This is a genomic window from Xanthomonas prunicola (assembly GCF_002846205.1).
Classification (GTDB): domain Bacteria; phylum Pseudomonadota; class Gammaproteobacteria; order Xanthomonadales; family Xanthomonadaceae; genus Xanthomonas; species Xanthomonas prunicola.
The window spans coordinates 1308837-1333014 of sequence record NZ_PHKV01000001.1 but is presented as its reverse complement, the minus strand read 5'-3'; the positions used below and the strand labels follow the sequence as shown (position 1 = coordinate 1333014).

At 65.0% G+C, this 24178-nt stretch carries 27 protein-coding genes and 1 tRNA gene; 11 read left to right on the top strand and 17 right to left on the bottom strand.

The genetic code is table 11. The features are described 5' to 3' along the window. Positions 1–111 precede the first annotated feature (111 nt). The 5 genes from def to XpruCFBP8353_RS06010 all read left to right on the top strand — a co-directional run bounded on the left by def (position 112) and on the right by XpruCFBP8353_RS06010 (position 6476). Positions 112–624 (top strand): peptide deformylase, encoded by a 513-nt coding sequence (def, locus tag XpruCFBP8353_RS06030; RefSeq protein ID WP_101362330.1) that lies wholly within the window; start codon positions 112–114, stop codon positions 622–624. A gap of 394 nt (positions 625–1018) precedes the next feature. Continuing rightward, positions 1019–1942: a methionyl-tRNA formyltransferase gene (fmt, locus tag XpruCFBP8353_RS06025; protein ID WP_101362329.1), complete on the top strand. Its 924-nt coding sequence runs from the start codon at positions 1019–1021 to the stop codon at positions 1940–1942. Next, positions 1942–3252 carry a 16S rRNA (cytosine(967)-C(5))-methyltransferase RsmB gene (gene rsmB, locus XpruCFBP8353_RS06020; RefSeq protein WP_101362328.1) on the top strand — a complete coding sequence of 437 codons (1311 nt, stop codon included), beginning with the start codon at positions 1942–1944 and terminating at the stop codon, positions 3250–3252. Before fmt ends, rsmB begins: the two co-directional genes overlap by 1 nt. Before the next feature lie 50 nt (positions 3253–3302). Next, a complete protein-coding gene (locus XpruCFBP8353_RS06015) occupies positions 3303–5024 on the top strand; it encodes an ArnT family glycosyltransferase (RefSeq protein WP_101362327.1) in 1722 nt (573 codons plus the stop codon). Positions 5025–5189: 165 nt separating this feature from the next. Beyond that, entirely contained in the window at positions 5190–6476 is a 1287-nt protein-coding gene (locus XpruCFBP8353_RS06010) for an O-antigen ligase family protein (protein ID WP_101362326.1), read from the top strand. 201 nt (positions 6477–6677) lie between these two features. Here the strand turns inward: XpruCFBP8353_RS06010 and XpruCFBP8353_RS06005 are convergent, their stop codons facing one another. Then, a complete protein-coding gene (locus tag XpruCFBP8353_RS06005) occupies positions 6678–7502 on the bottom strand; it encodes a glycosyltransferase family 2 protein (RefSeq protein ID WP_101362325.1) in 825 nt (274 codons plus the stop codon). On the opposite strand from XpruCFBP8353_RS06005, the gene XpruCFBP8353_RS06000 reads away from it, so the two are divergent. Further along, a complete protein-coding gene (locus tag XpruCFBP8353_RS06000; protein ID WP_101362324.1) occupies positions 7503–8561 on the top strand; it encodes a CDP-glycerol glycerophosphotransferase family protein in 1059 nt (352 codons plus the stop codon). It abuts the gene before it with no gap. A gap of 160 nt (positions 8562–8721) precedes the next feature. Here XpruCFBP8353_RS06000 and XpruCFBP8353_RS05995 read toward each other — a convergent pair whose 3' ends face one another. The 3 genes from XpruCFBP8353_RS05995 to ribA form a co-directional block, all read right to left on the bottom strand. Then, positions 8722–10227, bottom strand: a complete 1506-nt coding sequence (locus XpruCFBP8353_RS05995; protein ID WP_101362323.1) for a PH domain-containing protein — start codon at positions 10225–10227, stop codon at positions 8722–8724. Then, positions 10224–10700: a PH domain-containing protein gene (locus XpruCFBP8353_RS05990; protein WP_101362507.1), complete on the bottom strand. Its 477-nt coding sequence runs from the start codon at positions 10698–10700 to the stop codon at positions 10224–10226. Before XpruCFBP8353_RS05990 ends, XpruCFBP8353_RS05995 begins: the two co-directional genes overlap by 4 nt. A 138-nt stretch (positions 10701–10838) precedes the next feature. Beyond that, entirely contained in the window at positions 10839–11972 is a 1134-nt protein-coding gene (gene ribA / locus XpruCFBP8353_RS05985; protein ID WP_101362322.1) for a GTP cyclohydrolase II RibA, read from the bottom strand. Positions 11973–12216: 244 nt separating this feature from the next. Between ribA and XpruCFBP8353_RS05980 the strand changes: the two genes are divergently transcribed. Next, a complete protein-coding gene (locus XpruCFBP8353_RS05980; protein ID WP_101362321.1) occupies positions 12217–12738 on the top strand; it encodes a GNAT family N-acetyltransferase in 522 nt (173 codons plus the stop codon). A gap of 48 nt (positions 12739–12786) precedes the next feature. On the opposite strand, the gene XpruCFBP8353_RS05975 is transcribed toward XpruCFBP8353_RS05980, so the two are convergent. Further along, positions 12787–13803 (bottom strand): lauroyl acyltransferase, encoded by a 1017-nt coding sequence (locus XpruCFBP8353_RS05975; RefSeq protein ID WP_207759576.1) that lies wholly within the window; start codon positions 13801–13803, stop codon positions 12787–12789. Here XpruCFBP8353_RS05975 and dtd point away from each other — a divergent pair. The 4 genes from dtd (at position 13802) to XpruCFBP8353_RS05955 (ending at position 17260) form a co-directional block, all read left to right on the top strand. Then, positions 13802–14242 (top strand): D-aminoacyl-tRNA deacylase, encoded by a 441-nt coding sequence (gene dtd / locus XpruCFBP8353_RS05970; protein WP_101362319.1) that lies wholly within the window; start codon positions 13802–13804, stop codon positions 14240–14242. The two genes, XpruCFBP8353_RS05975 and dtd, sit on opposite strands and share 2 nt — an antisense overlap. A 107-nt stretch (positions 14243–14349) precedes the next feature. After that, complete coding sequence (rpoD, locus tag XpruCFBP8353_RS05965) at positions 14350–16224, top strand: RNA polymerase sigma factor RpoD (protein ID WP_101362318.1); 1875 nt, start codon at positions 14350–14352, stop codon at positions 16222–16224. Between the two features lie 219 nt (positions 16225–16443). Next, on the top strand, positions 16444–16737 hold the full coding sequence (locus tag XpruCFBP8353_RS05960; protein WP_243391048.1) for a hypothetical protein: 294 nt from the start codon (positions 16444–16446) through the stop codon (positions 16735–16737). Between the two features lie 447 nt (positions 16738–17184). After that, positions 17185–17260, top strand: a tRNA-Ile gene (locus tag XpruCFBP8353_RS05955). A 67-nt stretch (positions 17261–17327) separates the two neighbouring features. Here XpruCFBP8353_RS05955 and XpruCFBP8353_RS05950 read toward each other — a convergent pair. The 12 genes from XpruCFBP8353_RS05950 to XpruCFBP8353_RS05895 form a co-directional block, all read right to left on the bottom strand. Then, positions 17328–18515 carry a site-specific integrase gene (locus tag XpruCFBP8353_RS05950; protein WP_101362316.1) on the bottom strand — a complete coding sequence of 396 codons (1188 nt, stop codon included), beginning with the start codon at positions 18513–18515 and terminating at the stop codon, positions 17328–17330. Next, positions 18515–18739 carry a hypothetical protein gene (locus tag XpruCFBP8353_RS05945; RefSeq protein ID WP_016849275.1) on the bottom strand — a complete coding sequence of 75 codons (225 nt, stop codon included), beginning with the start codon at positions 18737–18739 and terminating at the stop codon, positions 18515–18517. The genes XpruCFBP8353_RS05950 and XpruCFBP8353_RS05945 overlap by 1 nt, the downstream gene beginning before the upstream one ends. Continuing rightward, positions 18736–18945 carry a DUF7696 family protein gene (locus tag XpruCFBP8353_RS23805; protein ID WP_042826460.1) on the bottom strand — a complete coding sequence of 70 codons (210 nt, stop codon included), beginning with the start codon at positions 18943–18945 and terminating at the stop codon, positions 18736–18738. Before XpruCFBP8353_RS23805 ends, XpruCFBP8353_RS05945 begins: the two co-directional genes overlap by 4 nt. Further along, the gene (locus tag XpruCFBP8353_RS23800; protein WP_026006879.1) at positions 18942–19214 is read right to left on the bottom strand and encodes a hypothetical protein; all 273 of its coding nucleotides are present in this window, start codon (positions 19212–19214) and stop codon (positions 18942–18944) included. The genes XpruCFBP8353_RS23805 and XpruCFBP8353_RS23800 overlap by 4 nt, the downstream gene beginning before the upstream one ends. Beyond that, positions 19211–19435: a hypothetical protein gene (locus XpruCFBP8353_RS23360; RefSeq protein ID WP_008572787.1), complete on the bottom strand. Its 225-nt coding sequence runs from the start codon at positions 19433–19435 to the stop codon at positions 19211–19213. The genes XpruCFBP8353_RS23800 and XpruCFBP8353_RS23360 overlap by 4 nt, the downstream gene beginning before the upstream one ends. After that, entirely contained in the window at positions 19432–19704 is a 273-nt protein-coding gene (locus tag XpruCFBP8353_RS05925; protein WP_040260175.1) for a hypothetical protein, read from the bottom strand. The genes XpruCFBP8353_RS23360 and XpruCFBP8353_RS05925 overlap by 4 nt, the downstream gene beginning before the upstream one ends. Continuing rightward, the gene (locus XpruCFBP8353_RS05920) at positions 19697–19879 is read right to left on the bottom strand and encodes a hypothetical protein (protein WP_101362315.1); all 183 of its coding nucleotides are present in this window, start codon (positions 19877–19879) and stop codon (positions 19697–19699) included. The genes XpruCFBP8353_RS05925 and XpruCFBP8353_RS05920 overlap by 8 nt, the downstream gene beginning before the upstream one ends. Next, on the bottom strand, positions 19872–20297 hold the full coding sequence (locus tag XpruCFBP8353_RS05915) for a hypothetical protein (RefSeq protein WP_162300953.1): 426 nt from the start codon (positions 20295–20297) through the stop codon (positions 19872–19874). The genes XpruCFBP8353_RS05920 and XpruCFBP8353_RS05915 overlap by 8 nt, the downstream gene beginning before the upstream one ends. 78 nt (positions 20298–20375) lie before the next feature. Further along, positions 20376–20648, bottom strand: coding sequence for a hypothetical protein (locus XpruCFBP8353_RS05910; RefSeq protein WP_101362313.1), 273 nt, complete (start codon positions 20646–20648; stop codon positions 20376–20378). Continuing rightward, positions 20648–20935, bottom strand: a complete 288-nt coding sequence (locus XpruCFBP8353_RS05905; protein WP_101362312.1) for a hypothetical protein — start codon at positions 20933–20935, stop codon at positions 20648–20650. The genes XpruCFBP8353_RS05910 and XpruCFBP8353_RS05905 overlap by 1 nt, the downstream gene beginning before the upstream one ends. After that, positions 20932–21150 (bottom strand): hypothetical protein, encoded by a 219-nt coding sequence (locus XpruCFBP8353_RS05900; RefSeq protein WP_015472861.1) that lies wholly within the window; start codon positions 21148–21150, stop codon positions 20932–20934. The genes XpruCFBP8353_RS05905 and XpruCFBP8353_RS05900 overlap by 4 nt, the downstream gene beginning before the upstream one ends. 323 nt (positions 21151–21473) lie before the next feature. After that, positions 21474–24170, bottom strand: coding sequence for a toprim domain-containing protein (locus XpruCFBP8353_RS05895; protein ID WP_162300952.1), 2697 nt, complete (start codon positions 24168–24170; stop codon positions 21474–21476). Between the last annotated feature and the right edge of the window lie 8 nt (positions 24171–24178).

Here is a 24178-nt window from a genome sequence, read left to right as displayed (position 1 = left end):
CCCCAACAGGTCCGCGCACTATAGTCCAGAACCAGGGGCGCCACGCAAGCATTGCGCTAGAATGACACCGTCTTGCCGGCGCCGCGCCGGTGTTTCCAGACGGGTAACCCCATGGCATTGCTCCCAATACTCGAGTTTCCCGACCCGCGGCTGCGTACCAAGGCCGTACCGGTCGATGCTGCCGAGCTCACCAGCCCGGCGTTCCAGGCGCTGCTGGATGACATGTTCCAGACCATGTACGAGGCGCCGGGCATTGGCCTGGCTGCCAGTCAGGTGGACGTGCACAAGCGTTTCATGGTGATCGACATCAGTGACGAGAAGAATCTGCCGCAGGTGTTCGTCAACCCGGAGATTGTGAGCAAGCAGGGCGAGCAGCTGTATCAGGAAGGCTGCCTGTCGGTACCAGGCATCTATGCCGATGTCAGCCGCGCCGATGCGATCACGGTGCGCTATCTCGATCGCCAGGGTCAGGCGCAGGAACTGCACACCGCTGGCCTGCTGGCCGTTTGTATCCAGCACGAGATGGATCACCTGGACGGCAAGCTGTTCGTGGATTATCTCTCGCCGCTCAAGCGCGAAATGGTGCGCAAGAAGCTGGCCAAACAGCGCAAGCACGTGGCTTGAGGGCTGGGGGTGGGGGTTCGGGAATTGGGATTGGCAAAAGCGGATGTTTGCAGTGCTTTGACTCCGCTGGAGTCGACTCTTCGAATGCGCGGTCTGCTGCGATCTGGCGCATGGGCTTTGCCGGCGCATCGCGATGCCGGCCAGTCCGCAGACGGATGGTCTTGAAGATCGGGATTCGGCATTGGGTAAGGCATTGCCGTCGCAGGCATCGAATTGCCTGCTGCGACTTGCGCTTTTCAATTGCGCTCGTTGATGACGGGCAACGCCGGTTCTGGCGCCAAATTTCCGAATCCCGCACAAATCTGCTTCCACCTTTCAGCTCCACGCCGCTCTCGCCCCGGCCAGCACGCCCGCCGTTGCGACTCCCCACTCCCGAATCCCGACTCCCAGCCCTATGAGAATCATTTTTGCCGGTACGCCGGATTTTGCTGTCGCTTCGTTGCACGCTGCCGCGCAGCGGCATGAGGTGGTGGCGGTCTACACCCAGCCGGATCGGCCCGCCGGACGGGGCCGTGGGTTGACGCCCTCGCCGGTCAAGATCGAGGCGATTGCGCGCGGCATTCCGGTCTTCCAGCCGCAGACGCTGCGTTCGCCCGAAGCGCTAGCCACGCTGCGTTCGCTCAATGCGGACCTGATGGTGGTGGTGGCCTACGGATTGATCCTGCCCAAGGCGGTGCTGGCCGCGCCAACCCATGGTTGCTGGAACGTGCATGCCTCGCTGCTGCCGCGCTGGCGTGGCGCTGCGCCGATCCAGCGCGCGATCGAAGCCGGCGATACCGAAACAGGGGTGTGCCTGATGCAGATGGAAGCCGGGTTGGATACCGGACCGGTGCTGCTGTCGCAGCGGATCGATATTGGCGAGCAGGAAACCGGCGGCCAGCTGCACGACCGTCTGGCCGCGTTGGGTGCGCAGGTGTTGTCCGACGGCCTGGGTCTGTTGCGCGCCGGCATTCGCCCGGTGCCGCAACCGCAGCCGGACGAAGGCGTGACCTACGCGCACAAGCTGGACAAGGCGCAGGCGCGGCTGGATTGGGCGCAGCCGGCGCAGGAACTGGCGCGGCGCGTGCGTGCGTTCAACCCGTGGCCGGTCGCCGAGGCGATCCTGGCGGGTGAGCGCGTGCGGCTGCATGGCGCAGTGGCGTTGGAGTTGGCGCATCAGCAGCCGCCCGGCACCCTGCTGGCCGCCAGCAAACAGGGTATCGATATCGCCTGCGGTCAGGGGGCGCTGCGGGTGCGGGTGCTCCAGCGCGAGGGTGGCAAGGCGATCACCGCCGCCGATTACCTCAACGCGCGGCGCGACCTGCCGGCGCTGCGCTGATGTCGGCCGACACCGCGACCGCCGGCGTCGCCTCGCGCCTGGCAGCCGCACACGTGCTGACCGCGGTGTTCGATCAGGGGCGCTCGTTGAAGGCCGAACTGGCCGCGACCCTGCCCGGTATCGGTGATCCGCGCGACCGCGCACTGGTGGAGGCGATCTGCTTTGCGGTCATCCGCCGCCGCCCGGCGTATGACGTCGCGCTGCGGCAATGGCTGGAACGTCCGTTGCCGCCACGCGATGCCGAACTCAAGGCGCTGCTGACGGTTGGTTTCGCTCAGCTCGATGTGCTGCAACTGCCCGCACACGCCGCGTTGTCGGCCACGGTAGATGCGTGCCGCGCGCTGGGGCGACCGCGTCAGGCCGGCATGGTCAACGCGATTTTGCGGCGCGCCCAGCGCGAAGGATTTCCGGCCGTATCGGATGACGCCGGCTGGCCGTCGTGGCTGCGCAAGCAGTTGCGCGCCGACTGGGGCGATCGTGCCGAAGGCATCTTTACCGCGAGTGCGCAGATGGCGCCGATGTGGCTGCGTGTGCAGCACGCGCGGATTGACCCAGCGGCCTACGTCGCACGGTTGGCCGAACTGGGCATCGCCGCGCAGCCCGACGCGGTATTGCCGGATGCGGTGCGCCTGGACAGCGCAGTCCCGGTGAGCCAGTTGCCAGGCTTTGCCGAAGGCGATGTTTCGGTGCAGGACGGCGCTGCGCAGCAGGTAGCCGATGCGCTGATGCTGGCGCCGTCGGCACGCGTGCTCGATGCCTGCGCCGCACCAGGCGGCAAGGCGGCGCATCTGCTGGAGCGTCAGCCCGGGTTGCAGCTCACCGCGTTGGACGTGGATGCACGCCGCCTGGAGCGCGTGCAGCAGACCTTGCAGCGCACGGTGCCAAACGCCACGGTCGCCTTGCATGCGGCCGACGCTGCCGATACGGGTGCATGGTGGGACGGCCAGCCGTTCGATGCGGTGTTGCTGGACGCGCCCTGTTCGGCCACCGGCGTGGTGCGCCGTCAACCGGATGTGCTGCTGCACCGGCGGGCCGACGATATCGATGCACTGTGTGCGCTGCAGGCGCGGTTGCTGGATGCGACCTGGCGCACGCTGCGTCCGGGCGGGCAGTTGCTGTACACCACCTGCTCGCTGTTGGCGCGCGAGAACCAAACCCAGGTCGACGCATTCCTGCAACGCACCGCCGACGCACAGGCGCAGCCCTTGGGTGCGCAGTTCGGGCATGCGGCCGGCCCCGGACGTCAGCGGTTTCCAGGCGAGCAGCACTGCGACGGATTTTTCTACGCGCTTTTGCTAAAAACCTCCTGACCACGCGCGACGTTCAGCGCTCCACCCCCTGCGTCCGACTGCCGCCCGACATGCTCAAAAATCGCGCTTCCACCGATGTCTGGTTGCTGGCCATTACCGCCGTGCTGGTGATCGGTGCCGGCCTGGGTTTGCGTGACCCGTGGCCGGCGGACGAGCCGCGCTTCGCGCTGGTGGCCAAGCAGATGGTGCTGAGCGGCGACTGGTTGTTCCCGCATCGCGGCAACGAGCTGTATTCGGACAAGCCGCCGATGCTGATGTGGCTGCAGGCGCTGTTCTATACGCTGCTGGGCAACTGGCGGGTTGCGTTCCTGCTGCCGTCGTTGCTGGCCGCGCTGGGCACGCTGGCCTGCGTCTACGATCTGGGCCGGCGGCTGTGGACCCGCCGCGTCGGCGTTTACGCGGCCTGGATGCTGCTGTTTACGCTCCATTTCACCTTTCAGGCCAAGAAGGCGCAGATCGATCCGCTGGTGGTGTTCTGGATCACCCTGGCCAATTACGGACTGCTGCGCCATCTGCTGATGGGCCCGGCCTGGCGCTGGTGGACGCTGGGCTGGTTCGCCGCCGGCTTGGGTGTGATCACCAAGGGCGTGGGCATCATCGCGCTGCTGATGCTCATCCCGGCCGGGATTGCTGCAGCACGTGGCTGGCCGGGCGTGGGCGTGCATGTGCGCGACCGGCGCTTCTGGTTGGGGCCGCTGTGTTTCTTTGCGGCGATCCTGTTGTGGTTTGTGCCGATGATGGTGACCGCGCTGACCGCCGGCCAGCCCGAATACCGCGTGTATCTCAACGACATCCTGCTGCGTCAGACCGCCAAGCGCTATGCCAGCTCCTGGGATCATGCGCAGCCGGTCTGGTACCACCTGCAAAGCATGGCCACGATGTGGCTGCCAACCATCCTGCTGTTGCCGTGGGCGATCCCCGCGTGGCGACGCCGGCTCAAGCGGCACGATCCGCGCTACCTGTTGCCGCTCGCCTGGTGGCTGCTGGTGCTGGTGTTCTTCACCATTCCCAGCGGCAAGCGCGATGTGTACATCCTGCCGGCGCTGCCGATGTTCTGCCTGGCGCTGGCGCCGCTGGTGCCAGGCCTGCTGCGCCGGGCTGGCGTGCAGCGGCTGCTGTTCGCGTTCGGGCTGTTGCTGGCAGTGGTGTTCAGTGCGGGTGGCGCAGCGATGCTGATCGGCCATCCGGGCTTCGAGCAGAAGATCATGGACAGCCGCGGGGTGGGCAGCGAAGCCACCGATCCGCTGGGCTGGCTGCTGCTCGCGGTAGGCACCTGGGGCATCGCCAGCCTGTTGCTGATGCGCGTGCGTCGTTCCGCGTTTGCGCTGGTTTCGCTGCTGGGTGCGTGGTGGGTGGCGTTCGGGCTGGTCTGCTACCCGATCTTCAACGATTCCAGTTCGGCTGGCGCGGTGATGCGCGAGGCCGGGCGCCGCATCGGCCCGGATGCGCAACTCGGCCTGGTGGCATGGAAGGAGCAGAACCTGCTGATGGCCGACCGCCCGGCGCAGACCTTTGGCTTCAAGGTGCCATGGGAAACCCAATTGCAGCGCGGCGTGGCCTGGCAAGCCGAGCAACCCGGCCGGCGCTGGCTATTGGCGCAAGAGACCGCACTGCTGGCCTGCGTGGATCGCAGTCGCAGCCAGTTGGTGGGCGTGGCCAACCGCCGGCGCTGGTGGCTGGTGCCGGCCGACGCAGTGCATGGCGAGTGCGTGGCTAGCTCCAGCGAGCGCGCGGTGGAAGCAAAGGAACAGGGCAACCTGGACACCGAATGAACCAGCGGACCCTGCAGGCACGCGCACATACCAGGCGCCATCGGCGCGGAAACCATGCCGTTGCCAGTGGCTGTCTAGCAGGGATTCATGCGTCGCATCGTTAGCTTGGCCGGCGTTGCCGAACCCCGGCCACTGCGGTGCCTCCCTTATCCCACCGATCTTTAGATGAATTCCTTGCACCCCCAACCTGCTTCGCTGTCGCCCTCTGCCCCGACGACCTCGCGGGCGGGCGGGCGCATTGCCGAGCTGGGCGCCTTCGCATTGACTGCGCTGGTAGTGAGCATGCCGAGCGGGCTGCTGCCGTTCGGCCTGTGCCTGCTGCTGGGTTCGCTGGTCGGTTGGCGTCACCTGCGTGACGGCATTGCGGCGCGCGACTGGTCGTTGCGCGTGGTGGGCTGGCTGACGGTGGCGGTGATTGCAATGTCGCTGCTGTCGATCGCCTTGTTCGAACACGGGCTGCGCGATGTGGGCAACCGCTCGCGTTTCCTGGTGTTGCCATGGGCGGCGCTGTGGGCGTATGCATTGCAGCCGCGCCAGATCTGGCTGTGGCGCGGCGCCTTGGTCGGCGTGTTCGCGGCCATGCTGATCGCGCTGCTGCAGGTGATGAACGGCGCCGACCGCGCCGAAGGCTTCACCAACGCAATTGTGTTTGCCGACATCGTGCTGATGTTGCTGGTGGTGGCGGTGTTCTCCCGCCCGGACGGCAATGTGCGTTGGCTGCTGGGCGCTGCGGTCGCTACCGTGGTGGTGATCGTGCTGAGCGGAAGCCGCGGGGTGTTGTTGGCATTGCTGGCGACGCTGGGCGTGCTGATCTGGGGGGCGCCATGGCATAGCGCGCGCGCGCGCTTGCTGACCTTCATCGGCGGCGCGGTGCTAGCGGTGGGCATTGCGCTCAGCGTGCCGGCCCTGACCGACCAGATGCGCCTGGGCGAATTGCAGAGCGACCTGCAACGCTACGAAGTAGGCGACACCGATTCGTCGGCCGGTGCCCGCATCGAACGCCTGCATGTGGCTTGGGACACCGTGAAGGCGCATCCGCTGACCGGTGTGGGCGTTGGACGTTTCGACGATGCGATGCACGACCTGCCGGCCTGTGCCGCCGACCCGTCGTTGTACCGCTGCCAGCTGGGGCACGCGCACAACGATCTGGCCGAATGGAGTGCCACCCAGGGCGTGCCTGGCCTGTTGCTGCTGATTGCCGTGTATGGCGTGCCGCTGTGGATGTTCGTGCGGCTGCATCGGCGCAGTGGGCAGAAGCAGTTCCGTGGCCCGGCTGCGGCCGGAGTGATGCTCGTAATCAGTTATGCGTTGTGCGGGCTGACGCAATCGATGTTCGCCCACCAAGTGGCGGCGAGCTTCTACACGGCCATGGTCGGCGTGTTGACGGGTCTGGCGGGTCTGGCGGCGCGGCAGGCGCAACAGTCCGAGCCGGGTGTGGCGAGCACTCGGTAGCGGCGGATGCGCCAATGGCTGCATGTGGCGCATGCGCCAATGGCATGTGCTTTGAGTGGCCGATCCAATACATGCGCACAATCAAAAATGGGTGCAGTCGTTGCTGGAATCGGCGTGTGTCACTCGGATATGCCGGCCTCTAGGCAGCGTCCGCGCCCTTCGGAGTCGCTTTAAGGCAGCTCTCGACGTTTCCATCCGAACTTATTCGCTGCGCTGATCCGGCGCGCGTGGCGGGTCCTGCACCGGCTGGTGGTGCTGCAGCAGCCACAGCATGATGGTCTTCTGGCGCACGTAATTGGCGCGCACATAGGCGTAGATCAGCCCATGCCAGCCATCGCGAAAGCCGCCGCGCAGCAGATAACCACGCCAGAAGCGCCAGGCCGGCGCCAACACCAGCTTGCTCCAGGTGGCGCGTTTGCCGCGTGCGTGTTCGTGTTCGGCCATCATCTGCGCGTAGCGCTGGGTCTTGGCGAGTTGCTGCATCAGCGAGCGGTACGGGTAATGGATCAGATCGCCCGCCAGTGTCGCGACGGCGCCATCCACGCTGGCCGCCTCGTGGATCTCGCGCTTGCCGCGCCAGCCGCCCCGGCGACGGTCGAACAAGCGCAGCACCCGGTCCGGATATGCATTGCCGTGGCGCAGGAAGCGGCCAAAGTAGTCCGATAAACGTGCAAAGCGATAGCCGGCCGCAGTGGCGAAACCGGCATCGCGCGCAGCGATGATCGAGGTGCGCAGGTCATCGCTGACGCGTTCGTCGGCGTCCAGACACAACACCCAGTCATGGCTGGCCTGTGCCACGCAGAATGCCTTCTGGCTGCGGTAGCCATCGAAGGCGCGTTGCAGCACACGCGCACCGTGCGCGCTGGCGATGTCCGCAGTGGCGTCGGTGGAGCCGGAGTCCACCACCACGATCTCGTCGCAGAACGCCAGCGAGGTCAGACAGTCGCGTAGGCGATCGGCCTCATTGAACGCGATAATGCAGGCCGAAATGCGAGGCCGTTCGTCGGGTGCGGTCGAAGAGGACATGTGATGGCCGATTACCTGCTGTTCGCAACGGAGCGTTACGCGTTGCCTATTCTGGCGCCATTGGCGCAGGCATTACAGGCCTCCGGGCACGCGGTGTCGGCCTGGTTCGAAGGCGGCGCGCGCGGACTGGCGCTGCCGGGCGTGCGCCAGGTTGGCCTGCGCGAGGCGCTCGCCTTGCGTCCGCGCGCGGTATTTAGCGCGGCCAACTGGGTGCCGCCGTTTGTGTCGGGCGCGAAAGTGCAGCTGTTCCACGGCTTCAATGTGCAAAAGCGCGAGGACAACCGCGGCCATTTCCGCGTGCGCGGCCTGTTCGATCTGTATTGCACGCAAGGCCCGGCCACCACCGCGCCGTTCCGCGCGCTGGCTCAGCGCGAGGGCCATTTTGCGGTGGTGGAAACGGGCTGGCCCAAGCTCGATCCGGTCTTTCGCGACGATGGTGGACGCAGCGCCGCCTTGCGCGCGCCAGCCGCTGGCCGCCCGGTAATCCTGTTCGGTTCCACCTTCACCGAGCGGCTGAGCGCAGCGCCTGCGCTCTATGACCAGATCGCTGCCGACATCGCGCGCGGCGCGCACTACTGGCTGCTGACCTTGCACCCGAAGTGCGCTCCAGCGTTGTTCGAGCGCTATCGCGCACTGGCTGGTGCCAACGCACGCTTCATCGAGCCCGAAGAAGTCATGGCAGCGCAACGCGCGGCCGACGTGCTGGTCTCGGATACATCCTCGATCGTGTCCGAGTTCGTGGTGCAGCACAAACCGGTGGTGACCTTTCGCAACCGCGTGCCGCAGCCGCACATGCTGGACTTCCAACAGGCCGAGCAGTTGCCGCAACAGCTGGCGCGCGCGCTGGCCCCGGATGCAGCATTGCGCAGCGCACTTGCCAGCTACGCCGATGCGATCCATCCGTACCGCGACGGGCGTTCCTCCGAGCGCGTGATTGCAGCCACCGAGGACTTTCTTGCCGGCACGCTGGGCAAACTGCGGCGCAAACCGCTGGGCGCGGTGTGGCGCAGGCTGCAGATCCGTCGTGAGCTGGGCTACTGGGGGCCGGCGCAACGCTGAGCATGATCAGCGGTCACGAGCGCGGGGATGACGATCGGCGACGCCTTGCCGGACCTGGTCGTTGTCATCGAAAAGTGCAGTAGCGCGCGTTGCCGAAGCCGCTCAACAGCACGGCTGATCGCCGATGTTGATCAGTGCAACCACTGATCGCGAGCGTTGATCACCAGCGCAACTTGCGCCGCGCCAATGCGGCAGCGAGTTGCGACTGCAATGCCTGCGCTTGGGCAAACGGCACGAAACGCAGACGCAATGCCGGGCCGGTTGCACTGGCGCCGGCCGTATCCAGCCATAGCGTGGCAGTGCCGGAAAGCCGATCCAGCGGCGAGCGTTGCAGTTGCAACGCCTGCAACTTGTCCAGCTCGGCCAGCCGCCACCAGCGCTTCCACCAGCCACCGCGCACCGCGACGAAACGCGCATCCACTGCGTAGGCCATGCGCTGCACCTGGCGCTGTGCCTTGAACGCGCTCCACGGCAGCCACGCCAGCAACCACAAGGCCTGGCTGCCGAACTGCCACGCCAGGGCCGCCACCAGGGGCAGGAGCATCAGCGCTGTGGGCAGACTCAATCGCCACCAGCAATGCGTGGCGATCGACTGCCACTGCGCCGGCGGCCATGCGATACCCGGCAGCAGGCGTTGCAGCAACGCATCGCAATGTTGCGGGTCGGCAATGGGGGCGAGCTCCTTCAGTGCGCTGCCTTCGTTATCGCCTCTGCCGGCCACTGCGGTATCCACCCGCAACTGGCGACGACCGAACAGGCGGTGCAGCAGTCCTTCGTACAACGTCCAGGACTGGATCCGCCGCAATGCCACGCTGCTGCGAATCCGCGTCAGCAGCCCGCGCTCCACGGTGAGGCGGCGCTCGGATTCGCTCAGATGGAAGCCGTGGTACTGCGTCACTGCCAGGGCCACCGACAGCGCGCGCATCGCCACAAGCACGGCAAGCGTGGCGATCGTCACCAGCGTTGCCGTGACCGCGACGCCGGGATGGATCTGGCTGACGTAGCGATAGGCCAACTCGCCATTGTGCTCGACGAAGTTGGACACCGTGCGGCGCGGAATCATCTGGTAGATCACGCCGAAGCTGGCGGCCACCACCACCATGCCGCGATTGGAGATCAGCCCCAGCCGGATCACCTCGGCCATCGGCAGGCGCAACAGGCTGCCGCTATCTTCTTCGATGTGCGGTGCCGGGACATCCGCGTCCGTCGCGCGGCGACGGATCAGATCTTCCAGCGCCAGTGCCTGATCCAAACGCAGCACGCGCATCTCCGCTTCCGGCTTGTGCCCGCCGGCCGATTCCAGGCGGACCTCGGCCACGCCGGCCAGGCGGTGCAACAGCGATTGATGCACCACCACGTTATGGATGCGTGCAAACGGAATATCGCGCCGGCTGCGTTCCAGCAGACCACTGCGAATCGCCACGCCATCGCGGCCGATCCGGTAGCGGTAGGTGAAGTAACGCAGCACCGAAATCGCCACCAGCACCGCAATCACCACGCCGGTGGCGATCTGGTCGGCAAAATCGCTACTGCCGTCGCGGCTGCCGAACAGGATCAGCGCGGCCAGCGGAATCAGGAACTGACGGATCTGCTGTAGCAAGACGAACACCCACGACAACGGATGCAGGCGCTGTTCGTCGTTATCGGGGTGTTCGATGGCGCTCATAGCGCGTCGTCGTCGTGATCGAGCTGGCGGGCCAAGCGATCACGCAGGCGTTCGGCATCGTCCTGATCCAGCCCCGACAGCGCCACGGCATTGAGGCGGCTGCCGGCGGTATGTACCACCAGCGTGGTCAGGCCAGTAGCGCGTTCGATCGGCCCGCGGCGGAGGTCCACGTGCTGCACGCGCGAGATCGGAACGCGTGTATCGCTTTGCCACAGATGGCCGCGCTGCAGCGCCAGACCATGCTGATCGAGTTTCCAGTGCGTCAGCCGGTGTCGTTTGACTGCAAACCACGCACCCAGCAGCGCGATGACCGCGGTTACGCCCAGCACCGCCGGCCACTGATGCCAGGCGTGCAGCCAGACAGCCGTGACGCCGCCTGCGATCAGGCCCGCACATCCGCCGCCGAGCGCGCCGTTGGCTGCGGCCACATAGGCACCACGACGCGGCAGCGACTGCCATTGGCTGTGGTTCACGGCTGACGCTGCTGCCGGAGCAGGCTGGACGATGACGTCGGGGTGCGGCGGTGGAGCGTCGTGCACGAGGCTAGCCTGCAGAAGCGGTTCGCAAGCATAGCCGGCCGCCGAGTGCAGGCACATCCGGCGCCGGGCGCGCTACTGCGCGGCCAGGATCAATGCATCCACATCCAGCGCATGTCCGGCGCGTGCGGCCTTGGTGCGCAGGTACTGCTCGTTTTCGGCGGTGATGTCGCCGGTAATGGCGATGCGATCTTCGACCGCGATGCCGGCCGCGCGCAAGCGCTCGGCCTTGGCCGGGTTGTTGGTCAACAGCCGGATCCGGCTAATGCCCAGCCCGCGCAGCATCGCCACCGCACTGCCGTAACGGCGCTCGTCCGGGCCGAAGCCCAGCTGCGCGTCGGCATCAATCGTGTCCAGGCCAGCATGCTGATAGCCGTAGGCGCGCATCTTGGCGGCGATGCCGGTGCCGCGTCCTTCCTGATCCAGGTACAGCAGCACGCCGCCGCCGAGTTCTTTCAGCTTGGCCAGTCCGTGTCGCAGCTGGTCGCCGCAATCGCATTTGAGCGAGCCGAACAGGTCGCCGGTCAGGCACGACGAATGCACACGCACCGGCACGGCACTCGTCAGGTCCGGCTGGCCGACCACGATTGCCACCTGGTCGCGCTGCGCCACGCCGCCACGAAACACCACAAATTCGCTCATGCCCAGGCCGCGCAACGGCACCGGGGTGCGGGTCACCAATTCGTAGCCGGCGGCCGCGGAGGTGGCGCAGCCGCGGCTCAAATCCTCCAGCGCCAACGACTGGCAGCCGGCGAACGCGGCATGGTCGTGCACATCGCGCAGTTCCACCGCCAGCAATGCCGGCAGCAGCAAGCCAAGCCGCGCGATTTCCACGCCGCCGGCATCCAGCGCATCGCCGGCCGTCCATTGGGTGGGCACCGGGGTGTCGCGCAGGTAGGCAAGCGCGGCGAGCCGGTCGTAGCTGTGATCGATCAAGCCCACGCGCGCGCCCTGTGGCGCGCTCAAGCCCAGCACCTGGGCGCGGGTCGGCGTCACGAACAGATAGTGGCGGCCCTGTGCGGCGCGGGCGAACGCGGCGTACGACTTCGCCGTGCTGCTGTCCACTGCCAGCACCGCCCGCGCTTGCCCATCCGCCGCCGTCAGCAGTACCGGGCGCCCGGCGCGCAACTCGGAAGCGGCGCGCTCACAGCGAATCGCCGCCGGATCGCCGAAGGCCTGTGCGCTGGGGGAGGGGACGAGGCTGCTCATGCACGACTCCAAATGGGGATTGCCACGGCCGCTTCAAGGCGGACGCCGCTGCGGTCACTATGGGATCGCGTCTGCCCATTGTCGCGCGCCTGGCAACAGGCAGTCGCCACGACCGGGTAGAACGCTGCATCCAGCCGCTGCCGGTTGAGTGGCGCGCCATGCGCCGATTGGTTGCCTACGTCCCGCGTTGTTCAGCGCCTGGCAATGCTTTCTAATCGGGCCACTTCCACGGTCGTCGGGCCCCATGCACATTGTCGATTGCAGCCACGCGCGCCACGCTGGCGCCATTCTGGACATCTTCAACGAAGCCATCGCCAATTCCACTGCGCTGTACGACTATCGGCCACGGCCACCGGAAAGCATGGTCGGTTGGTTCGCCACCAAGCAGGCGGGCGGCTTTCCGGTGATTGGCGTGGAGGACGCCGACGGCACTCTGATGGGCTTTGCCAGCTATGGCACCTTTCGCGCCTGGCCGGCGTTCAAGTACAGCGTCGAGCATTCGATCTACGTGCATCGCGACCATCGCGGTAAAGGCCTGGGGCGCCTGCTGCTGCAAGCATTGATCGCAGCGGCGCAAGCGCGCGGCGTGCACGTGCTGGTGGGCGGCATCGATGCCAGCAATCAGGCCAGCATCGCCTTGCACGAACAGTTCGGCTTCACCCATGCCGGCACCGTGCGTGAAGCTGGTTTCAAGTTCGGGCGCTGGCTGGACCTGGCGTTCTACCAACGCATTCTGGCCACGCCTGCAGACCCGCACGACGACTGATGCACCCAACCCGGTTGCCGCGCTCGATCAGGTTGCGCGGGGCGGCGATCAATGCGGATGCCGCTCGGTCGCATACGGGTTGGGCTCGCCGCTGCCCGGCGGGCGCAGCGTGTAGCGCTTGTAGGTCCACTGGTATTGCGCCGGGTCGCGCCGGGCGATCTGTTCGATGCCCGCGTTGAGCGCGCTGGCGGCGCGCACCGGGTCGGCGTCGGCCACTGCCGGGTCGGCCGGCTGCACATGCAGCGCGAATTGCAGGTCGCCGCCGGCGCGTTCGCACCAGCCGTACAGCACGGTGGCGCCGGTGCGCTCGGCCAGCCGATTGACCAGGGTCATGGTCAAGGCCGGGATGCCGAAGAACGGCGCAAACACGCCATCGCCCATCTTCGGCTGCTGGTCGGGCAGGATGCCGACCGCGCCGCCGTCCTTGAGCACCTTGAACAACTGCCGCACCGCAGGGCCCTCGGCACGCACCTGGCGCACGTTGTCGCCGCCGCGCGCCAGCTGCAGGAAACCGTCCACCGCCTCGGACTCGGGCGGCCGGTAGACAATCGCGATGGGCCCGCGTTCGGACAGCCACTGGTTGAGCAGCTCCCAGTTGCCGAAGTGCGGCGCCGCCACGATCACCCCACGCCCGGACGCCAGTGCCGCGTCGTAGAGCTCTTGCCCATTGCGTTGCAGGCGCGCGAGATTTTCGGCCGGCGGGCGGGTCCAGGTGCGCAGGACCTCCAGTGTCTGCCGCGCAGTCGATTGCAGGATCTGTGCGTGCAACTGCGCGCGCTGCTCGGCACTCAGTTCCGGATACGCCAGTTCCAGATTGCGGAGCGCCACGCGGGCTTCGCGCGCATTGAGCTTGCGCCAGCTCCAGGCCAGCGCATCGGCCAGGCGTTTGAGCAACGGCCACGGCAGGCGGCCCACGGTGGCGGCGGTGGCATAGAGCAGTCTGGCGCGGACATCGGATTTCATCCGCACAATTCTAAACAGCGCAGTCGGCGAAGGCCCGCGCGTGACAGTGCGAACAGCGCTAGGCATGCTGCGCGACACAGTTTGCTGCCCGCCCATGCCCATGCTTGCACTGATCCAGCGCGTCACCCGCGCCAGCGTCACGGTCGATGACCAGATCGTCGGGCAGATCGGTCCCGGCCTGCTGGCCCTGATCGGCGTGGAGCCCGGCGACAGCGACGCGCAGATCCGGCGCCTGGCCGAGCGCCTGCTCAGCTACCGCGTCTTCGGCGACGACGCCGGCAAGATGAATCGCTCACTCACCGATACCGGCGGCGGACTGTTGCTGGTGAGCCAGTTCACCCTGGCTGCAGATACCCGCTCCGGCAACCGCCCAGGTTTCAGCACGGCGGCACCCCCCGAGGAGGCTGAACGGGCGTTCAATCAATTAGTGGGTATTTGTCGCGAAAAACACCGCGGCGGGGTGGAAACCGGGCGATTCGGTGCCCATATGGTTGTCGACCTGGTCAATGACGGCCCGGTGACCTTCCTTCTCAGACCCTAGAAACCCACGTCCACCAGCGGTCCCGTCTTGATTCCGGCAGACCGGGCTTCACGCTGGTATAATGCTAGGTTCTCTTTCCAATCTCAAAGCCGGTGGCGCGAGCACTCATGGCCAACGAACGTCCTGCCCAGCAATCCGACATCAAGCTACTGATCAGCAAGGGCCTGGAACAGGGCTATCTGACCTACGCCGAAGTCAATGACCATCTGCCCGACGACCTGGTCGACCCGGAGCAGATCGAAGACATCATCAGCATGATCAACGGCATGGGCATCGATGTCCATGAAGTTGCGCCCGATGCTGAAACCCTGTTGCTCAACGATGGCAACACCGGCAACCGCGAGGTTGACGACACCGCAGCCGAAGAAGCTGCCGCCGCGCTGACCGCGCTCGACACCGAAGGTGGTCGTACCACCGACCCGGTGCGCATGTACATGCGCGAAATGGGCACGGTCGAGCTGCTGACCCGCGAAGGCGAAATCGCCATCGCCAAGCGCATCGAAGAAGGCCTGAGCCAGGTCCAGGCAGCGCTGGGCGTGTTCCCGCTGTCGACCGAAATGCTGCTGGCCGATTACGAAGCGCACAAGGAAGGAAAGAAGCGTCTGGCCGAGATCGTGGTTGGCTTCAACGACCTGATCGAAGAAGCCGATGCCGCCGCTGCTGCGCTGGCCGCCGCCGGCCCGGTCGCCGTCGACGAAGACGCGGTCGATGAAGACGACGACGAAGACGGCGATGACGACGCTGCCGAAGAAGAGGCCGGCCCGACCGGACCGGACCCGGTGGAAGTGGCCACGCGCATGGAGAACCTGGCCAACGAATACGCCAAGTTCAAGAAGATCTATGCCAAGAACGGCGCCGAGCACAAGCTGGTGGTCAAGGCGCGCGAAGACATGGCCGCCATCTTCACCACGCTCAAGCTGCCGCTGCCGCTGACCGATGCGCTGGTCACCCAGCTGCGTGGCGTGGTCAACGGCATCAAGGAACACGAGCGCAAGGTGCTGCACCTGGCCACCACCGTGGCGCGCATGCCGCGCAAGGATTTCATCCGCTCCTGGGAAGGCAACCAGACCAACCTGGAATGGGTGGAAGACGCACTCAAGCGCAAGCAGAAGTGGTCGTCGGCACTGCGCGACGTCAAGGACCAGATCGTCTCCGAGCAGCAAGGCTCGATCGAGATGGAGAAGGCCAGCTACCTGACGCTGGGCGAGATCAAGGAAATCAGCCGTGCGATGGCCTATGGCGAAGCCAAGGCGCGCAAGGCCAAGAAGGAAATGGTCGAGGCCAACCTGCGCCTGGTCATCTCCATCGCCAAGAAGTACACCAACCGCGGCCTGCAGTTCCTCGACCTGATCCAGGAAGGCAACATCGGCCTGATGAAGGCCGTGGACAAGTTCGAATACCGTCGCGGTTACAAGTTCTCGACGTATGCAACGTGGTGGATCCGTCAGGCCATCACCCGTTCGATCGCCGATCAGGCGCGCACCATCCGTATTCCGGTGCACATGATCGAAACGATCAACAAGTTGAACCGCATTTCCCGCCAGATGCTCCAGCAGTTCGGCCGCGAGGCCACGCCGGAGGAGCTGGCCAAGGAAATGGACATGCCCGAGGACAAGATCCGCAAGGTGATGAAAATCGCCAAGGAGCCGATCTCGATGGAAACCCCGATCGGCGACGACGAGGATTCGCATCTGGGCGACTTCATCGAGGACACCAATGTGGAGTCCCCGATCGACAACACCACCAACATCAATCTCTCCGAGACGGTGCGGGACGTGTTGGCAGGGCTGACCCCGCGCGAGGCCAAGGTGCTGCGGATGCGCTTCGGTATCGACATGAACACCGATCACACGCTGGAAGAAGTGGGCAAGCAGTTCGACGTCACCCGTGAGCGGATCCGTCAGATAGAGGCCAAGGCGTTGCGCAAGCTGCGTCACCCGAGCCGTTCGGAACAGCTGCGCTCGTTCCTGGATATCGACTGACCCCTCGGTCTTACCCGTGCAGTGATCACCCAGCAGCCCCGCTCATGCGGGGCTGTTGCGTTGTGGGTGCGGCAGTTTCCTATCTCGGCTTTTAGGCTGCGGCCGCATGCAATACACCACGCACCGGTGACGCGGGCGTTGAGGCGTTCACGCAATGGCGACGAAGCCACACGGCCATGCAACATTAAACAGATGTTTCCGTAAACCTCACGTCGCGTTTTGACCGCGACTTCTAACGTGACGGACGAACGGAAACGGAATCGTCTTATGAGCAGGCAAAGCCGCTTCGAAACAACCACGTATCGCGAGCACGAGATCCGCGTACGCGTCGAGCAGGCTTCCCCGGATGCCAAGTGGACGCTGTGGGTGGATGTTTACGCACTTGGCGGCAAGCGTCAGCCGCGCATCGCCGTTAACGGGCCAGGCCATGCGACGTACAAGGAGGCCATCGCGCACGGGTTTCGTGCGGGTCGGCAGTTGATTGACGGTCAGTTCGAGACGATGGATGCGTGAGAGGCGGGAATTCGGGATTGGTGATTTTGGGAGTAGGAAGTTCTGCCGGTTGCTTCTAGATCGCGCGTTTGCCAGCGCCACCCCACGCGTTATCCCGATCATCGCGCTCGCCGCCCCAGCGTCCTGATCGTCATGCTGCGATCCACTGCCAACCAAGCCAGCCTCGGCAACACCAAGCTCCCACACCGTGCCGCAATCTGCTCGGGTGCGTCGGTCCGTTGGAGATAGCTGTACAACGGTGGCGCAACGGAACTCTGAAATGTGATGCGCAAAGCCCAGCCGCTGCTGGGCTTTTTCGTTGTCGCCGCCGCTACCTGATCTCAAGGCTATAGATACTTGGATCGCTGCAGGCACACGCGACCTAGCAGACAGGGCGAGGCACAGACGGGTAAACTTTCGCGTCCGCTGCACGGCCCGACAGGCTTGCCATCTCGCCGCCGCACACACGGGCCTATAGCTCAACGGTTAGAGCAGAGGACTCATAATCCTTTGGTTGAAGGTTCGAATCCTTCTGGGCCCACCATAAAATCAAGGGCTTAGCTTGTGCCAAGCGCCCTGATTTGAGGCTGTCGGGAAAATTGCCGGGAAAATTAGCTGCGCTTTGGCGGCTTTACCACTGGCAGTGCATGGTCATAGCGACCTGTCGTTGCTGGTGTTACGTGCCCTGCAGCATCTTGTTTGTCGCCCCGGTTGCCAACTGTGTCGGTAATGCCGCGATGCTTGAGGCCATGCAGAGAAAAGCGCTCCTGCTTCGTGATGATCCCTTCGGTCATTGCGAGCGTGATGAATCGTTGCCAGGCACTATCCAGAGATGACTTAGCCATGGGGCTACCAGTCTGTTCAACGAGTAGCCGCCGATCCTCAGCCTTGATAGGGACTGGAAAGGTTCGGCCTTTCTTAGTCCAGATCGCGGTACGCCGCGCTGCGAGGAAATCCCACGCTTCGATCATCTCAGGATCCCACTCGGTAAGCGTGTCGCGTGATCCTTTGCGCCGCTGAGCATGTATGCCTGTTGGCTGCTTATGTGTGTCGTTGAGGGTGCACACCTCGATGCCGCGTAGGCGCGCGCTATACGCGAGCACCATGACTGGCGCCAGGTAGCTCGGGCAACTGCCCTTTGTGTGTGGTGGACGGGAGCCGCGTTCACGAGCGAAGGTCAACACCTTGTCGAATGCAGCCGGCGTTGGCATACGGTGCTTCTTTGCTTCGCGTGCTTGCCTCACGCCGATGGCTGGATTTGATCTACATAGCCCGACACGCATGCCCCATGCGAGTGTGCGACGTAAGTAGCGGTGAAGGTGATTTGCTTTACTGGGCGTTGCAGGAAGCGCGGGTTGGTGACCGTTGGCAAGCCGTCCCATTGCGAAAACTTCCACGAGTCGCTGGATCACAGGCGTCGTGATGCGATCAACCTGGACCGAGCCCAATTTCGATCCGTCCTTGCGCAGATAGTCGGCAATGGAGTTGGCATAGCGCTTGTAGTCATCTTGCGTGTCGGTCGCTAGTTCCTTGAACTCCAACGACTCATGGAAGCGATCAAAGAGATAACGCAACGTGCCTCGCATGCCCTTGCCTGCACGTTCCTCAATGATTCCGTGCAATTCCGATAGACGAGCTCCAGCGTAGGCCACGGTTTGCTTTCGTCTGTTTCCACCTTCGGGATGCGGCTCGACGACGTACCACCGGCCATCCCCCCAATAAAGGCCGCGCGGGAGCGCGGCCTGATCAATGTGAGATGGTATGAGGGGATTGAATTTGCGCTTGCGGCCTCTTGCCATTACATCAGCTCCTGTTCTGTATCCATCTCGATGTCGTTGTGTTGCTGCAATCCCAGCGCGGCGTTGAGAGCGTCTAGCGTTGTCCAGATACCCCCTCGACCGTCGTATTTGTATCGGATGCCCTGATCATTGGCCCAACGCACGACGGTCGCGGTACGGGGCGAGGGTCCAATCGGTGCGCATAGCCGCCGCAGATCCTCAAACGTCAGTACCTCACCGCTCATGCATCTTGCTCCTTGGTCCACTCCCGCCTGTGCCGCCATTGCTCGCGCATTTCTTCCACGAGCAAGTCAGCAGCGGCATAGCCGCGCTGAGCAGCGATGCGGAGCCGTAGCTCTCGCACCTTGGCTGCATCCGTGTAGCCCTGCCGTAGCCAGTGACGCGCCTCGCACGCCCTGCGAAACCCTTCCATATTTGCGCCATCGATCATCGCTGGTGTGTGCCGGTGAATCGCAGGCCGAGCTGCACAACGTTATGGGCGCGGGGCCGCGGCTCACGAGGGGTGCGGATGCGATGAGCACGCCGCCATTCGGTCATGGCCAACTCGAAGCTGGGGTGCTTCTGCGTGCGCCCACACACGCACTCGATGAAATGCCCGCCGCCCGCCTCGGGGCGGCGGGCGTCGAGCATGTGGCGAGCGAGGTGGCCGTTCGTGCACGGCGGCAGAGGACTGTCGTGGTCGACCTGACGTTGCGTCACGGTACCTCCAGGCGCAGCACGCGCTCGGCGTCCCGAAGATGTTGCGCGGTGTCGGAGTCGATCCGGTCCAACGCCTGGGCGATGGTGTAGCCCATTTCGGCCAGCCAGTCGTGGCGATTGAGCACCAGAGCGGCGGTGAGTGCCTCCCCGGTGGACAAGGGGCCAGGCTCTCCCAAACGCGCTGCGGCGCGCGCAATCTCGATCGTGCGCTGCAGGTTCATGGTTGCGTCCTCCATGCGGCGCCGAGCTGGGCACGTGCTTCCTCGACACGCATGAGGCGCAAGCCCCAGCGCACCGACCAGGTGTGGGCCTGCTGCTCGTTGCAGGTCAGGATCAGCTGCCCGACCGGCTCCAGGCGATCAGCGCGGAACGTAAACAAGACATCCTCAAGCTCGATGACCTCCTGCAGGCCGAGCTCCTGCCGCAGAGCCTCGGCGTTAAGTGATTTTGCGCTGCCCTGCGGGCCGAGAAGGATGACGGACTCAGCCATGAGCAGCCTCCCGCCGCACAGCCATGCGGGTGCGGCGACGTAGGCGCTGCGGCACCTGTCCGACCGCCAGGCCGGTCTGAGTCAGGCGCGGACGGCGCGTCGTCCACAGCTTATAGACCAGCGCGCCACCGGCCGCCGGCGCCAGGACCACCATAAGAGCGAACAACTCAACCATGCGCCACCTCCCGTGCGGCTAGCGCGACCGCAGCTGCAGCCGCTGCAGTCGGCCTGCGCGGCAGCATGTTGGCCAGGTCGAAGGGGAAGTCCAGGCCGTCCATGAACTCAGCCAACTCGGTGCTGATGCGGTCTTCCACCGTCGTCCACAGGCGAGGCCCGTCGATGAGTTTCCAGCCGGTGCCAGTGCCACGCCGCCGCTCCCACGTTTGGCGAGCCTCGCGTAGAGGTCCCATGTTCAGGGTGGCGGTGACCACAACGGCACCATGCGTGACGTGCATGGTGATGGTCGCTGAGCAGTCGCCCATGCTGCGGTCGTAGGCGGCGACGGCCGGCGTGGTAGCCTCCGGGCCGGGTCCGGTGCTCAAAGCCAACGGACGTGCTGCCGTGGCTGGACGTGTTCCAGTGTGCTGTTGCATATCGACTCTCCTGAGTTGCGTTGGTGGAGGGCCTTGGGGCGGTGTTCGAGCACCGCCCGCCGGCCCGCTGGTGCGGGGTTAGATCAGGTCGGCGCCGGATGGCGGAATGCTTGGGTCGGCGTCGCGCAGACGCTGCGCGCCGCTGAGGACATCAAGCAGTTCGTGGCGGATGTACTCAGCCACTGCCGCTGGTCCGTCTTGATTGATGCCAGCCTCGATCGCGATATCGTTCGTCAGCGCGGCAAGCAACGCGGCGGCGTGATACGCGCGCCAAAGGCGGGATTGATCTTCTTCACTGATCGAGAAGTCAGCGTCCTCTGGCAACTGCGTGTTCGGGTGAGCGGCGTCCATCACGCCACCTCCGATGCAGGCATGCGCTCGATGATCCATTCCTGCAGCGCGGCGGCCTCGGCTTCCGGCATGACCACGTGCAACGAGCCGATGACCAGGCCAGTTCCGTCATCGACAAGAAACAACGCGCTCGGCTCGTCGATCGCGCTGCAGGCGAACATCACCGGTGGGCGATCATGCAGACCGTCGGCGTACAGTTCGGCCAGCACGTCGGTCGCCCGGATCTGCAGCAGCAGGTAGACGCCGGGAGCCACGCGCAGCGTTTTGTGCAGGTCGCGCCGGCTCACTGGCGCACCTCGGCAAGGTCGGCATTGATGCTGGAAATGGCGGCCTCGACATCGGCCAAGGTCAGCGCCTCGGGCGCTTTGCCCATTGCCTGCAGCTTCGCCTGCAGGGCGAGCCAGGCGGTGTGGTTCCAGTCGAGGGTGTCGGCGATCAGGCCGAAGTAATGGGCGATCTGACGCGCGGCATTAGCCGGCGCTTCTTGAGCGTCGTAGGACATGCGGAACTCCGTGTTTTGACAGGAATCCGCCGCCCCGACGCCAATCGGGGTGGCGGACGATGCGGGTTGGCGTACCGGATACACGGAACCGGCGGGCCTTGCGGCCCCCACACATCGCCCGCCATAGAACTGGCAGGCACGCGCCCGAGCGAATGCCGGGCGAGAAAAAAGCGCCAGGCATCGATCGATGGGCGCTGTTGCGCCGTGTAAATACGGGACGCCAATCCCGGTCGCCGATTGTGCGGCGACGCGGTAATAGTTGCTCCGCTGCTGGGTAGAAGTCAACGAAAATTTCCTGAAATTTCCAACATGAGAAAGCGCGCTCATTTGGCGAACACCCAGCACTTCACGGTGGTGCCGACGCCAGTCAGATCGTCCTTGAGGACGGCGCTGTTGACAGCCACGTTCGCGCCGATGAACTTGTGCCGGCGCGAGTCACCGAGCAGCGCACGCAGCACCTTGAGGTCGGGCACGGACTGACTGAACTGCGCGGCCCGTGCCGCGAAGTGGTTGAGGTTGATTGCAATCCGCTGTGCGTCGCGGCTGTGATTGACGACAGCTTTACCGTGGCCGGTGGCTTCGAGGTATTCGTAGACCTCCCAGAACTCGTTGACCATCGCGTGGTCGGCGCTGATTGCCTTCTGCCGCTCCAGGGCCATGTCCAACAGCGCGAGCCGCGTCTGCTCGACCATGTCGTCAGGGATGGTGATGACCAGGCGCAGGCAGTCGAACAGCGCCAGCATCTGCGCGTGGTTCTTGATGACGCGCTCCAGGCGCAGATCCTGCTGCGCGCGCAGCTTGGCCTCGAAGACCTTCACCCGCTCGGCGAACAGATCGAGGATGGCGCGCTCCTGGCGAATGGCACGCACGAGGAAGTGGCTGACTTCTTCGACCTGCAGCGCGTTGAGGTTGTCGGCCGCGATGCGGCTCTCGGTGGTGACCTGCGGGCGTTTGAAGTGCAGCTTGACGATGCGCGTCAGGATCGCTTCGCTGGCGTCCACCGCAGCGTTCTGGGTGATCACGATCGTGCCGCGAAACGGCGGCTCGTAGGTCTCGTTGCCGCCATTGCGCACGCCGCGTGTTGCCAGCGTGCCGCCGCCGAAGAAATCCTTCAGCTCATCCCACTCAAACGTCTTGGAATGCGCCTTGTCTGGCTCGCTGCGATCGGCTTCCAGCAGGACGACGGGCATGCCCGACACCTGGCCCATGGCGCGTGCACGGCCGGCCTTGGATGACTTGGCCGGGTCGAAGCCCTCGTAGTCCGAGCGGCCCAGTAGCTTCCACAGGAACGTCAGCAGCGTGGTTTTACCGGCGCCTGCTTCACCGGTGGCTTCAAGGAACGGAAAGCTCTTGTGCCCAGCCCGGATCTGCTCGGCGAACAACGAGCCGAACCAGAACGTCATGGCGACCATGCCGTGCGTTCCGAAGCACTGCCACAGCCACGGGAGCCAATCCACGCGGAACGCATCGGCGTCGCGTTGGATCTCCAGACGGATGGACTTCTGCGTGGTCTTCAAACGCAGCTTGTCGAACTCGAAGTAGTCCTCTTCATTGGCCGTCACCAGCTCTCCGTCGCGCACGGCCATATCGCCGAGTAGGTAGGCGCGGTGTTCCTTGCTGTAGCCCACGAAGTCGATGGCGTCGACCGTCTTGATGGCCTCGGTCTGCTCTTCGATCAGGCGGTCCAGCTGGTGGCCGGTACCGGTGAACATGGCGCCGGCGGCCAGGGAGATCAGGCGCTTCTTGAACTCGGAGGCGCTAGCGACGTGACCACCTGTAAAGGTGCCCTTTACGCTGGGGCCGTCGTGCGGAAAATCGACGCGGAAGTAGTACCAGCTTTCGTCGGTGACCTCTTGGCGCTGGAAGTACAGGGCTTCCGGATAGCAGTTGGCGATCTTCTGGACGGAGCACGCGGCACGCTTGATCTTCTTCAGATCCTCGGCCGCAACCTCATCGCCGTCGTCGGCATCGATGTCGCCCAGCTTCTCCTTGCGCAACTTGTCGAAGCGCTGCGTATCGAAATCGAACCAGTACAGGCGAGAGCGGTAGTCCAGCCAGAAGTCGTTGCGGCCGTCGTGCTCGAACATCAGCAGGCCTTTGTCCACCGCCGAGCGAGCCACAAGCAGGTCGCCCTGGTAGCGAGCTTCGTTGACGTCGTTGTCCCACTGCCTGGGATCATCGGACGCGATAGCGCGCAGATGCAGGTCGTTCCAGTCGGTCTTCTTGCCATCGCGCTGGACGATCTGCGCGGCCCGCGAGTCGAAGCCCAGCGCTGCTGCGCGCTTGATGTGCTTGTGCGTGTACGCACGGGCGCCCGGCTCGTTGTCCAGCGCCCACACCAGCGTCGGAAGGTCGGCCATGCGTGCCTTTGCCAGCTCGCGTAGCGATTCCTCCGGAAATGCGTTGGAGGACATGGCCGACACTGCGCACATGCCGTGCTGCAGGAGCGCGATCGCATCAAAGATGCCCTCCACGATCCACACCTCGCGTGCCGTCTGCATGGCTGTCAGCGCGGCAGGCGCCGCCCACCACACCCCCGCATAGCTCTGGCCTGGCGCAAAGCGCGCCTTCTGCTTGCCGAAGCGGTGCGGGCGATCGATCAGGCGCTCCCACCAGCCGCCCTTGATCAGCGCAAAGCGCACCGTCGCGGTGCCGGCGCTGATTTTGCGGTCGTAGTGGCTGTCCTGGGTGTAGAGACCTTTCAGCGGTGCCAGGTCAAAGCCACGCGAGAACTGCAGGTAGGCATCGGCCGCAGCGTTGGGGGCTGCAGGCGTTGGCTGGAAGCGCTTGGACCAGTCGTCGAACAGGTCGTCGTACAGATCCTTGACGTGCAGTTCGCGCCCGCACTTGGATTGCCGGCCGCACTTCACCACCCATGGCTTGAGATGGTTGGTGTAGAGCTCTTTCTTGCTGCATGACGGGCATTTGCCACCGCGCATGTACTCGGTGCCACTCCGGTGCTTGAGTCCGTAATCCCGTTCTAGTCGGGACAGCACCTGTTGCCGCAGATCCTCTTGCATCGAACTTC